The sequence below is a fragment of the Actinoplanes sp. ATCC 53533 genome (assembly GCF_003947245.1).
On sequence record NZ_QHHV01000222.1, the window covers coordinates 44,591 to 56,467 of the forward strand.

11 protein-coding genes are annotated in these 11,877 nt (G+C 74.4%); 5 read left to right on the forward strand and 6 right to left on the reverse strand.

What is annotated here, in order from left to right; genetic code table 11:
- Positions 1-47 precede the first annotated feature (47 nt).
- Genes DMB66_RS49580 through DMB66_RS64795 form a run of 4 tightly spaced genes read right to left on the reverse strand, consistent with a single transcriptional unit; the run spans position 48 to position 3,914 of the window.
- The gene (locus DMB66_RS49580; RefSeq protein ID WP_125811076.1) at positions 48-935 is read right to left on the reverse strand and encodes an ROK family protein; all 888 of its coding nucleotides are present in this window, start codon (positions 933-935) and stop codon (positions 48-50) included.
- The gene (locus DMB66_RS49585) at positions 932-2,104 is read right to left on the reverse strand and encodes a sugar ABC transporter permease (protein ID WP_125811077.1); all 1,173 of its coding nucleotides are present in this window, start codon (positions 2,102-2,104) and stop codon (positions 932-934) included. The genes DMB66_RS49580 and DMB66_RS49585 overlap by 4 nt, the downstream gene beginning before the upstream one ends.
- Positions 2,101-2,835: an ATP-binding cassette domain-containing protein gene (locus DMB66_RS64790; protein ID WP_125811078.1), complete on the reverse strand. Its 735-nt coding sequence runs from the start codon at positions 2,833-2,835 to the stop codon at positions 2,101-2,103. The genes DMB66_RS49585 and DMB66_RS64790 overlap by 4 nt, the downstream gene beginning before the upstream one ends.
- Entirely contained in the window at positions 2,835-3,914 is a 1,080-nt protein-coding gene (locus DMB66_RS64795) for a sugar ABC transporter substrate-binding protein (protein ID WP_125811079.1), read from the reverse strand. Before DMB66_RS64795 ends, DMB66_RS64790 begins: the two co-directional genes overlap by 1 nt.
- 163 nt (positions 3,915-4,077) lie before the next feature.
- Between DMB66_RS64795 and DMB66_RS49600 the strand changes: the two genes are divergently transcribed.
- The 3 genes from DMB66_RS49600 to DMB66_RS49610 all read left to right on the forward strand — a co-directional run bounded on the left by DMB66_RS49600 (position 4,078) and on the right by DMB66_RS49610 (position 7,229).
- Positions 4,078-5,241, forward strand: coding sequence for an ROK family protein (locus DMB66_RS49600; RefSeq protein ID WP_158647614.1), 1,164 nt, complete (start codon positions 4,078-4,080; stop codon positions 5,239-5,241).
- A gap of 118 nt (positions 5,242-5,359) precedes the next feature.
- Entirely contained in the window at positions 5,360-5,863 is a 504-nt protein-coding gene (locus DMB66_RS49605) for an RNA polymerase sigma factor (RefSeq protein ID WP_233625394.1), read from the forward strand.
- Positions 5,856-7,229, forward strand: a complete 1,374-nt coding sequence (locus DMB66_RS49610) for a sialidase family protein (RefSeq protein WP_125811082.1) — start codon at positions 5,856-5,858, stop codon at positions 7,227-7,229. The genes DMB66_RS49605 and DMB66_RS49610 overlap by 8 nt, the downstream gene beginning before the upstream one ends.
- 20 nt (positions 7,230-7,249) lie before the next feature.
- Here DMB66_RS49610 and DMB66_RS49615 read toward each other — a convergent pair whose 3' ends face one another.
- Positions 7,250-7,948, reverse strand: coding sequence for an SDR family NAD(P)-dependent oxidoreductase (locus tag DMB66_RS49615; RefSeq protein WP_233625395.1), 699 nt, complete (start codon positions 7,946-7,948; stop codon positions 7,250-7,252).
- Positions 7,949-8,072: 124 nt separating this feature from the next.
- On the opposite strand from DMB66_RS49615, the gene DMB66_RS49620 reads away from it, so the two are divergent.
- Complete coding sequence (locus tag DMB66_RS49620) at positions 8,073-8,750, forward strand: hypothetical protein (RefSeq protein WP_125811084.1); 678 nt, start codon at positions 8,073-8,075, stop codon at positions 8,748-8,750.
- A complete protein-coding gene (locus DMB66_RS49625) occupies positions 8,747-9,109 on the forward strand; it encodes a transcriptional regulator (protein ID WP_125811085.1) in 363 nt (120 codons plus the stop codon). Before DMB66_RS49620 ends, DMB66_RS49625 begins: the two co-directional genes overlap by 4 nt.
- On the opposite strand, the gene DMB66_RS49630 is transcribed toward DMB66_RS49625, so the two are convergent.
- On the reverse strand, positions 9,084-11,877 hold a 2,794-nt coding region (locus DMB66_RS49630), incomplete at its 5' end, for a BTAD domain-containing putative transcriptional regulator (RefSeq protein WP_125811086.1). The two genes, DMB66_RS49625 and DMB66_RS49630, sit on opposite strands and share 26 nt — an antisense overlap.

Consider the following 11,877-nt stretch of genomic DNA (forward strand, 5'->3'; position numbering starts at 1 on the left):
TGGCGCTGTCAGTCGGCGACCGGACCGCCGGGCCTGACGTGGCGCCGTCAGCGGGCGGCCGCCAGCGCCAGGGCGACGGCGCCGACCAGCGGGGCGTCGTCGACGAACCGGGCCGCCGACAGCCGCGGCGGAAACGGCACGGCGCGGTGCAGCGCCGCCGCCACGCGCGGCATGATGTGTGCCGCCGCGCCCATCATGCCGCCGCCGAGCACGACCCGGTCCGGGTCGAGGGTCACGCACAGGTTGGCGATGGTCCGCGACAGCGTGTCCACCACCTCGTCGAGCAGGGCGGCGACCCCCGGTTCGGCTCTCAGCCCGAACAGTTGCGCCGCCGTCACCGGCCGGCCGAGCAGCGCCGAGCCGCGCCGGGCCAGGGCGCTGCCGGACACCGCCTCCTCGAGCGGCGCCTGCCCGTCGGCGGCGTACCCGTCGGCGGCGGTGTCGCGGAGGTAGCCGATCTCGCCGGCCGCGCCGTGCGCGCCCGGCAGGACCCGGCCGCCGGCCACGAGCGCCGCGGCCAGGCCGGTGCCCAGGTTGACGTAGAGGCCCACGTCGGTGCCGCGCAGCGCACCCCAGCGCAGCTCGGCGGCGGCGCCCGCGTTGACGTCGTTGTCGATGGCGACCGGGGTGTCGCCGAACTCCGCGCGGAGCAGGTCCGGCAGGGCCAGGCCGTCCCACCCGGGCACGGTGGGTGCGAGCCGGACCCGGCCGCCGCGGAGCACGCCGAAGGTGGAGACGCCGATCGCCGCCGGCGCGGCCAGCAGGTCCCGGGCCGCCTCGAAGGTGCGGCGCACCGCCTGGAGCGCGCCCGCGCCGGCGAGTGTCCGCAGCCGCACGGTGCTGTCGGGGCGGCCGTCGGGCGAGCCGACGGCCGCGACGGCGAGCGCGATCTTCGTCCCGCCGAAGTCGATCGCCAGCACCTGGCCCGCCGTCACCGGGGCTGGCCCCGGCGGGCCAGGGAGTCGAGGGCGACGGCCACCGCGAGGACCGCGGCGGTCACCATGTACCGCACCGAGGAGTCGACGTTGAGCAGCAGCATCCCGTTGGTGATCGACTGGATCACCAGGATGCCGAGCAGCGCGGCGTAGGGGCGGCCCCGGCCGCCGAAGAGCGACGCGCCGCCGATGACCGCGGCCGCGATGGCCATCAGGAGGGTGTCGCTGCTGCCCGAGCTCTGGTTGACGGCGGCGAGCCGGCTGGCGGCCAGGATGCCGCCGCACGCCGCCAGGGTGGACGCGGCGGCGAAGGCGATCAGCCGGATCCGGTTCACGCTGATGCCCGCCCGGCGGGCCGCCTCCGCGTTGCCGCCCACCGCGTACATGTGACGGCCGAACACGGTGTGCCGCAGCACCAGGTCGAGGACGACGACCAGGGCGCCGAAGATGACCAGGAGCAGCGGGACGCCGCGGTCGGCCGAGAGCACGGACACGACGGCGGCCAGGGCCAGGGCCAGCCCGCCGACGCGCAGCACCGCGCCGGCGAGGGAGGTCACCGGCAGCCCGGCGGCGCGCCGCAGCCGATGGTTGACCAGCCCGCCCACCGCCCAGGCCACGACGATGAGCGCCGCGATCAGCCAGGACGCCCAGGCCGGCAGCCAGGTGTCGCTCAGCTTGGCCAGGAACCCGTCAAACGGCAGGTTGATCGTGCCGCCGCTGCCCAGCAGGTACAGCATGAGGCCCTGCCAGCCGATCAGCCCGGCGAGGGTGACGACGAACGACGGCATCCCGAGGCGGGTGAACATCCACCCGTGCAGCAACCCGATCAGTGCGGCTCCGGCGAGTGCCACGCCGATCGCCGGCAGCGGGTCCCAGCCCCGGTTGACGTACAGGATGGTCATGATCACCGCGGCCAGGCCGCTCACCGAGCCGGCCGACAGATCGATCTCGCCCAGCAGGACCACCATGATGATGCCGAGCGCGATGGTGCCGGTCGCGGCCATCTGCATGGCCAGGTTGGTGAGGTTCTCGGCGGACAGGAAGCGGTCGTTCAGCGAGCCGAACACGACCGCGATCAGGACCAGCCCGGCGACGACCGGCCAGGCGCCGAGGTCAGCGCCCCCGCCGCGGCGCAGCGACCCGCGCAGGAGTACTACCGGCGTGGTCATGGCTGGGCCTCCTCGGCCGTGCTTCCGGTGATGGCGGCCACGACGGCCGCCGGGGTGGATTCGGCGGTACGGAAGTCGCCGGAGTTGCGGCCCAGCCGCAGGACGACGATCCGGTCGCTCACCGCGCGGACGTCGGCGAGGTTGTGGGAGATGACCAGCACGGCGAGCCCGCGGTCGCGCAGGCGGCGGATCAGGTCCAGCACCTGGGCGGTCTGCTCGACGCCGAGCGCGGCCGTCGGCTCGTCGAGGATCACCACTTTGGGCTCGCCGACCAGCGCGCGGGCGATGGCGACCGACTGGCGCTGACCGCCGGAGAGCATGGCGACCGGCACGCGAATGTCGCGGATCCGGACGTCCAGCGACCCGAGCAGGTCGCGTGCCGTCCGCTCCATCCGGATGTGGCTCAGCAGCGACCAGCGCCGCCGCTCGTCGCCCAGGAAGAGGTTGGCGACGACGTCGAGGTTCTCGCAGAGGGCGAGGTCCTGGTGGACAGTCGCGATTCCCCGCCGCTGCGCCTCGTGCGGGGTGGTGACGCGGATCGGTTCGCCGTCCTGGGTGATCTCGCCGTCGTCCGGGGTGACGACCCCGGAGATCACCTTCACCAGGGTCGACTTGCCGGCGCCGTTGTCGCCGACGAGCGCGACGACCTCGCCGGACGGGAGGTCCAGGCTCACCCCGTCGAGAGCCTGGACCGCGCGGTACCTCTTGGAGATGCGGCGGGCGGAGAGCACTACTGGATTCCCGCCTTGGCGCAGGCCGCCGCGACCGCCGTCGTGCAGATGTCCGCGGCCTGGTAGAAGCCGTCCTTGACGATCGTGTCCTTGATCTTGTCGGCGGTCACCGGCACCGGGTCCAGCAGGTACGCGGGGATCTGCGCCGTACCGTTGTCGACCTTGGCCGGGGCGGCCGGCTGCTCGCCGCGGCCCAGCGCGACGGCGAGTTCGGCCGCCTGCTCCGCCTCCCGGCGGATGTCCAGGTAGATCGTCATGTGCTGCTCGCCGGTCAGGATCCGCTGCACCGCCGCGAGTTCGGCGTCCTGGCCGGTGATCGGCGGGAGGGTGGCGTAACCCGCGCGCTTCATCGCCGCGATGGCGCCGCCGGCCATCCCGTCGTTGGCGGAGAGCACCCCGACCACGCTGTCGCGGCCCAGCGCGGTGATCGCCTGCTCCATCTCCTGCTGCGCCTTGTCCGGGCTCCAGTCCGGGGTGTCGAACTCCCGGCCGATCTTCACCTTGCCGTCGAGGACGTTGTGCGCGCCCGCCTTGTAGTCGGCGGAGCTGGGGTCGGTCGGCGAACCGTTGATCATCACGATCTGGCCCTTGGCCGTGGTGCCGGCGGCGTTGAGCGCGTCGAGCAGCGCCTGGCCCTGCATCTCGCCGACGCGGACGTTGTTGAAGGAGACGTAGTACTCGTAGGAGATACCGGAGATGAGCCGGTCGTACGCGATGACCGGGATGTCCTTCTGCTTGGCCTGGTTGACCAGCGGCGCGACGGCGCCGGCGTCGACCGCGTCGAGGACGAGCACGTCGGCGCCCTGGGTGAGGGCCGCCTCGACCTGCTGCTGTTGCTTGGCGGCGTCCTGGTCGGCGTTGGAATAGAGCAGCTTGCACTCCGCGCAGAGGGCCTTCACCTTGGCCTCGAACAGCGGCCGGTCGAACGCCTCGTAGCGGGTGGTCTTGGACTCGGGGAGGAAGAGCGCGATGGTCGGCGCCTCCTTCTCCCCCGGTTGGTCGTCGGCGTCGGAGTTGGCGCACGCGCCCAGCAGGACGGCGGCGGTGGCGGCGACTGCGAGGAGCCATCTGGTTCTCACGGGCGCACCCTTTCTCGCGGGGTTTGGAGTGCATCCTGAGCCCGCCCACCCGCTTCTGGCAAGGACCCTTACAAAATTGATAAGTGACCTTTACGAAGGCGTGTGGTTACCTGATGGCGTGCAGAGCAGTGCGACCGCCAGTACGACGAGCGTCCTCAGGGTCATGAACGAGCGTGCCGTGTTCGCGGAGATCTTCCGGCTCGGCACCGTGTCCCGCCCCGAACTGGCCCGGGTGACCGGCCTGTCCAAGCCCACCGTCGCGGTGGCGCTGAACAACCTGGTGGACGCCGGGCTGCTGCGCCAGGTCGGCATGCGCGCCGGGCCGGCCGGCCGCTCCGCGCTGCTGTACGAGGTGCGCCCGGAGGCCGGCCACGTGCTCGCGGTCGACATCGGGCGCGCGTACGTGCGGGTGGCCCTGGCCGACCTGGTCGGCGAGATCGTCGCCCGCAAGGAGGAGCCCTCCCGGGGTTCGCACACCGGCGAGCTCGTCACCCAGGTCACCCGGCTCGCCGAGGAGCTCGCCGGCATGGCGGGCATCGCGCGCGGCGACATCACGCTGGCCGTGTTCGGCACCCCGGGCATCCACGACAAGGAGACCGGCTCGCTGAACCTGGCGGCGAACCTGCCCGGCTGGGAGCAGCGCGACAGCGTCGCGGGGCTGGCCGACGTCACCGGAGCGACCTACGTGGTGGAGAACGACGTCGACCTGGCGGCCCTCGGCGAGGCCACCTACGGGCTGGGCCGGGGGGTCCGGCACTTCGTCTATCTCTCGATCGGCACCGGCACCGGCATGGGCGTCGTGATCGACGGACGGCTCTACCGTGGCTTCCGCGGCGCGGCGGGCGAGATCGGCTACCTGCCGATCGGCGACGGCGACCCGCTGCTGGACCAGCCGGAATCACACCGCCGGGGCATGTTCGAGTCGGTGGCCTCGGCGGCGGGCGTGGTGGCCACCGCCCAGCGGCTGGGCATGACCGGCGCCGGCACCGCGAAGGACGTCTTCGACGCCGCCCGCGCCGGCGACCCGGCCGCCCGGCAGGCGGTGGACCGGGAGATCGATCACCTGAGCCGGGCCCTGGCCGGGATCACCGCGGTGCTGGACCCGGAGCTCGTCGTGCTCGGCGGCGGCGTCGGCGGCCACGCCGGCGACCTGCTGACCGGCCCGGTCCTCGACCGGCTGCGGCACCTCGTCGCGCTGCGCCCGCCGCGCATCGAGGTGTCCACCCTGGGCTCCGACGCGGTGCTGCGCGGCGCTCTCGCCGTCGGCCTGACCGGCGCGCGGGACCTGGTCCTGGACCGCGCGGCGGCACCCGGCCGCACCCGCTAGGCCCGGCCGGTCAGTGCGGACGCGGGGCCGGTGAGCGCCACCGGTCCCGGCCAGGATGTCACCTGGCGACCCCGCCGGGAGTCATACCGGTGACATCAACCCGGCTGGGAGTGCCTTGGTGAATCCCGAACTTGATCTCCGTGACGTCTACGCGGCGTCAGCGGGCCGGCTGGTCGCCCGGCTGTACGGCATGACGGGCGACTACGCCGAAGCGCAGGACGCCGTACAGGAAGCTTTCGCGAGAGCGCTGACCCGGCCCGCCGGGCTGCGGGGGATGGACAATCCGGAGGCCTGGCTGTACCGGGTGGCGATGAACATCGCCCGTTCCCGGCACCGCCGGCGCATGCTCTTCGACCGGATCGCCCGCTCGGGCCGGCTCCGCGGGAGCGACACCGCACCACCGCTGTCGCCGGATCATGTGGCGCTCGTCGCCGCCCTGCAGCGGCTGCCGCGTGCCACCCGCGAAACCGTGGTGTTGCACCACATCGCCGACCTGCCCGTCGCCGCGGTGGCGACCATCCTGGGCTGCAGCGTCGAGAGCGTGAAGACCCGCCTTGTCCGCGGGCGCCGTGCGCTCGCCGAGCACCTCCGCGAGACGGAGAAGGAGGACACCCGTGCCTGACTCCGACCGGACCCACCCCGGAACCGACGCGACCGAACCGGCGATGGACTTCACCGGCCTCGCCGCCGCGGCCGCGTACGCCTTCAAGCCCGACTTCGCCGACGTCGCCGCGCGCGCCGCCCGCCGGCGCCGCAAGCGCGCCTTCGGCGCCGTCTTCCTCGCGCTGGGCCTGGCTGCCGGCGGCGGTACGACGTTCGCCGTCACCGCCGATCGTTCGCCCGCGCCGGTGCGGCCCGCGCCCAGCCCCAGCGTGGGCCCGTGGCGCACCGCGGTCGCGCAGCCGGGCGTGCGGGGGCCGGCGCCGCAGCCGAGCTATACCGAGATCGAACCGGGCCGCTACGACCCCACCGCGCGGGACAAGCCGTTGACCGGCATGTTCACCGAGTTGCGGGCCGGCGACCTCGATCACCTCTACCTGCCGTACCAGGACTGTGCCGGCAAGAACTGCCGGCAGATGCTGGCCGCCAGCGCCGACCGCGGGCGCACCTGGCGCAAACTGCCGCTGCCGAAGAGCGAGCATCAGCCGTTCGTCGCTCTGGTGCACGGCAGCCTGGTGCTGGCGCAGGAATCGGACCCCCCTCCGGAGGGTTCGTACGATCCGCGCACCCTGCCCGACCCGACGTACTGGAGCAGTACCGACGGCGGCGTCACCTGGCGCAGGCCGGCAGCGCGCACCGCCGAGGCCCTGCCGGCGGGCTGGCCTGTTCGCATGGAGGACAACGCCGTCGTCGCCTTTGATCCGGCCACCGGTGACCCGGTCCGGGTCCGGCTCGAGGTTCTGCCCCGATCCCTCTTCCTGCTCGACACCCCGCCGGGCGCCGGGATGTGGGCGCTGAGCACCGAGGACGAACCGATGCCGAGCCCGCGGCCGACCGGCCCGGTCCTGGGACGGAGCCGGGCCGTGGCCAAGGTCAGCACGGACGGCGGGCGGAGCTGGGAGACGCGGGAGTTGCCGGAATTCTCGCGGAGATCGGCGGACGGGAGCGTCTCACTGGACCACTCGATGCTGTACACGGCCGACGGCCGGACGGTCTACGTGCGGGAGCAGCGCGGGGACAGCGTACGGATCCACGCCAGCACCGACGGTGGCCGGACCTGGGAGGCACGGGCGGTGGTCGACCTCGACGGCCCGATGCTGTCGCTGCTGCCGGTCGGCGATCGCACGGTCATCGTGGAGGGGCGGCACGGGACGTACCGCAGCACCGACCAGGGCCGGACCTTCACCCGGGTGGGACCGTCGCTGGGCAGCCGCGCCCACGCGATACCGGGCGGGTACGCCATCGCCACCAACAACAATGAGTACAGCCTGTGGCTGTCGCCGGACGGCGCGGAGTGGACCTACATCCGCCGGCCGGAGGTGCCCTGACCCCGGCGCCCGCCCCGTCCTCAGCGGAGGTTCAGGCCGCCGTCCAGCAGCACGACCTCCCCGGTGACGTACGAGTTGCGGATCAGGGCGGAGATCAGGTCGGCCACGTCCGACGGCTGGGCGGCGCGCCGCATCGGGCTGGAGGTCTGCCAGAGCTGCTGGGCGTCGGTCCAGTCGGCGGTGAGCGGCGTGTCGACGAGCCCGGGCGCGACCGCGTTGACGCGGATCTCCGGCCCGAGCGCGGCGGCCAGCAGCCTGGTCACGTGGTTGAGCGCGGCCTTGCTCGCGGCGTACGCGATCGAACTGCCCTTGGGCCTGACCCCCGCGTGGCTGGTGACGTTGACGATGCAGCCGCCCGACTCCCGCAGCGCCGGCGCGGCCGCGGTGCACAACAGCCACGGCGCGATCAGGTTGACGTCGAGCAGCCGCCGCCAGTCGTCGGCGGTCAGCGCCGCCAGGTCCGCGTGCGGCACCGGCCAGCTGATCCCCGCGTTGTTCACCAGCACGTCGAGCCGCCCGTATTCGGCCAGCACCCGGGGGACCAGGGCGCCGGCGGCCGCGTCGTCGGCGAGATCGGCCTGGAAGTAGGTGCCGCCCAGCTCGCCGGCCAGCGCGGTGCCCGCCGCACGGCTGGTGCGGGAATGCACCGCGACCGTCATCCCGTCCGCGGCCAGCCGCCGGGCCGTCGCGGCCCCGATCCCCGCGCCCGACCCCGTCACCAACGCCACCCTGTTCACCGGACCAGCCTTCAGCATCCAACCTGGTCGATGCGCGGCCGCACCTGGGCCGGTCGGGTCGCTGACAGCACTAGCGCAAATAGGTTTGCTGTGGAAACCTATTGGCATGACTACCGATTCGGTGCCCGCCGGCGGCGATCCCCGCCGGCTCCTGTCGGAGATCCGCGGCCTGGCCCACCGGGTGCGCCTCGACCAGCGACTGACCTGGGTCGCGCTGCTGGTGCTGGCCCTGGTGACCCTGATCGGGATCCCGTTCGACTGGTTCGGCATGAGTGCGCGCTGCCTCCCCGACGGCAGCTGCGAGTTCGCGCGACGAGGCGTGCTCTACTACTGGCCGCCGGCGCTCCTGCTGGCCTACGCGGCGATCGTCGTCTGCTACGTGCGGGCTGCCCGGGCACGCGGAGTGGGCGCCCGCGTGCTGCCCTACGCGATCACCGGCGCCGCGCTGACCGTCGTCTTCACCGCCGCGTGGGTGGCGGCAGCCCTGTACTTCCCGAGCCACCCGGTGCGGTTCCCGTCCTGGGTGCTCCTGGTCGACCGCCTGATCGCACCGTGGGGCATCATCGCGGTCGCGCTGCTGGTGCTGGCCCGGCTGGAACGCAACGTCGCGCTGCTGCTGTTCACCGGAGGATATCTGGTGGTGGCGCTGGCGCTGCCGACCAATGTCGGGTGGGAGACCTCCTGGGGGATCCGGGCGGGGTTCGCGATACCGCAGCTCATCTGCGCCGCGGTGCTGCTGCTGGGCGCGATCGGCTTCGCGGCGGCCCGCCGGCGGCAGCGGTGACCGCCGAGACCGGAAGCCCGGACCCGCGCGCGCCGGCCGCCCACCCGGTCACCGGGCTGGACGAGGTGGTGCACCAGCGGGTCCGGCTGGGGATCCTCACCATCGCGCACGAGGCACGCCGGGCGGAGTTCGGCTACCTGCGCACCCAGCTCGACCTGACCGCCGGAAACCTCTCCAAGCACCTGAGCGTGCTGGAGGCGGCCGGCCTGATCGGCGTCGAGAAGGGCTACGCCGGCCGGCGCGGCCGGACCTGGATCACCCTCACCGCCGCCGGCAGCACCGCGCTCTCTGAGGAGATCGGGCGGCTGAAGCTGCTCATCGCGCGGGTCGAGATCACCGACACCGGGGAGCACCGATGACCTCGGCCACGGCCGTCTTCCCGTCCAGCTCCCAGCCCTTCCCGTACGCCGCGGCGAAGGCGTCCTCGCCCAGCGCGGCCCGACCGCGCCGGGTGAGCTCGCGAACCTGCCGGTCGGTGCGGTCATGAGCGCCGCGCAGCCGGGAGGCGGCGCCGAGCAGGACGGCCGCGGTGTGCTGCCGCCCGTGCGCCTCGGCGAGCGCGGCCGCGCTCACCGCCACCAGCGCCAGGATCGGTAGGTCCCGGGTCGCCAGCGCCGCCGCGCACGCCGTGCTCAGCGCCTGCTCCGCGGCGGCCAGGTCACGCACCGCCAGGCAGAGCGAGACCCGTACGCCGCCGGCCAGCGCCCGCGCGTGATCGCCGGGGAACGGGGACTCGCCGGGCAGCGACCGCTCGGCGCCGTCGAGCAGTTCCCGCGCCCGGTCCAGATCGCCGAGCCGCACCCGGAGAGCGGCCTCCCACGCGTCGACCAGCACCAGCGTCTCCGGCGAGTTCGCGCCCAGCGCCCGCTGCCGGGCCGAGCCGATGGTCGCGATCGCCAGGTCGGTGTCGCCACGCCGCAGGTACAGGTCGATCCAGCGCAGGTCGATGAACACCTCGTCGCCGAGGCTGAGCGAGCCGAACTCGCCGGCCAGCGACCGGGCCTCGCGCAGGTCGGCCAGCGCGCCGTCGAGGTCGTCGTCGTACTGCCGCAGCTGGGCGCGCATCGGCAGGGTGCCGGCCCGGCCCCAGCGGTCGCCGGCCTGCCGGAAGCAGGCCAGGGCCGCCCGCACGTCGGCGCGCACCTCGTCGAGCCGGCCGGCGTTCTCGGCGACCTCGGCCCGGAACATGTGGGCCAGCCCGGACAGCCACACGTCGTCGCCGCCGACCCGGGGCTCAATGATGGCGAGCGCGGCCTCTTCCTCCTGCCGGAGCGCGAACGTCAGCGCGGCGAGCGCACCGGATGGGCACGGCAGCTCCGGGTACGCGAGCAGCCGGCCGGCCAGGTCGCGCAGCTGCGCCCGGTCCCCGGCGGTCGGTCCCGGCCCGGTGCCGGCGCGGTTGACCAGGTGGATCGCGTGGGCGCAGTCGCGGGCGGGCGTCGGCTCACCGCCGGGCACCGCCAGTGCCTCGCCCAGCCAGTAGGCCGCGTCGTTGTGCCGGCCGAACATCTGCCAGTACCAGGTCAGGCTCAGGGCCAGCGCGACCGCGCCGGGGGCGTCGCCGGTCTCGCACCGCCGGCGCAGGGCGGCCAGCGCGTTGTCGTACTCGGCGCTGATGACCCGCATGGCCGTCAGCTGGCCGGGCCCGCGCAGCTGCGGGTCGTACCGGGCGATCAGCTCGGCGGCGTAGCCGGCGGCCAGGTCGCGGACGGTGCCGAGCTCGCCCGTCCCGGCCAGGCGGTCGGTGCCGTACTCGCGCAGCGTCTCCAGCATCCGGTAGCGGCCCGGGTCGGGCGCGAGTCGCAGCAGCGACCGGTCGATCAGGCCCGCGAGCAGCTCGGGGAGCTCGTCGGCCGGCACCGCGGTGCCGGCGCAGACCGCGGCGGCCGAGGCCACGGTGACGCCGCCGGGCAGGATCGAGACGCGTTCGGCGACCGTACGCTCGTGCTCGCCGAGCAGGTCCCAGCTCCAGGCGATGACCGCGCGCAGCGTGCGGTGCCGGGGCGGCGCGGTGCGGCTGCCGTTGGCGAGCAGCCGGAACCGGTCGTCCACCGGGCCTCGGCTTCGGTCTTCCGCCGCGGGCCGGGCGAGCCCGGCGGCCAGCTCGGGCAGTGACAGCGTCCGCAGCCGGGCCGCGGCCAGTTCCAGGGCCAGCGGCAGCCCGTCCAGGCCGCGGACCACCCGCCGGACCTCGGGCAGCGTCGTGGCATCAACGTCGAAGCCCGGGCGTACGGCCGCGGCCCGCGCGGCGAACAGGCGCACCGACGCCGCCCGCCGGGTCTGCTCGACGCCGTCGTCCGGGCCGGGCAGCGCGAGCGGGCCGAGCGGCACGAGCGCCTCGCCGTCGATCGCGAGGGGTTCGCGGCTGGTGGCGAGCACGCGCAGCCGAGCGCATCGGGACAGCAGTGCCGCGACCAGGTGGGCCACCGCGTCGATCAGGTGCTCGCAGTTGTCGACCAGCAGCAGGATCTCCCGGCCGCCGAGCTGCTCGCCGAGCACGTCCAGCTCGTCGCCCTCGGCCCGCGCCCGGGCGTCGAACATCGCGCCGCCGCGCAGCCCGGTCCCGGCGAGCACGGCCGCGGCGACCTCGGCCGGCTCGGTGAGCGAGGCGAGGTCGATCATCCAGGCGCCGTCGCGGTACTCCTGGCGGTGCCGGCGGGCGGCCTCGACGGCGAGGCGGGTCTTGCCGGCGCCGCCGGGACCGAGCACGGTGACCAGGCGCCCGGAGGCGAGCAGCGTGCCGATCCGGGCGAGGTCGTCGTCGCGTCCGACGAAGCTGGTCAGCGGCGCGGGCAGGGTTCCCGGCTGCTCCTTCGCCACGGTGTCGGCGGCGCGCAGCAGGCGCAGGTGGCGTTCGGTCAGGGCGGAGCCCGGGTCGGTGCCGAGGGCGTCGGCCAGGGCCTGCCTGGTCTGCTCGTACCGGGCCAGGGCCTCGTTCTGCCGGCCCTGGGCGGCGAGCGCGTCCATGAGCAGCGCGGCCGCCCGCTCGTGGACCGGCTGCTCGGCGAGCAGGGCGGTCAGCCGGGCGGAAGCGGCCTCGGCCCGGCCCAGGGACAGCTCGGCGTCGGCGAGGTCGGCGACCGCCTCGACCGAGGTGTACGCCAGCCGGGTCGCGGCGGCGGGCGCC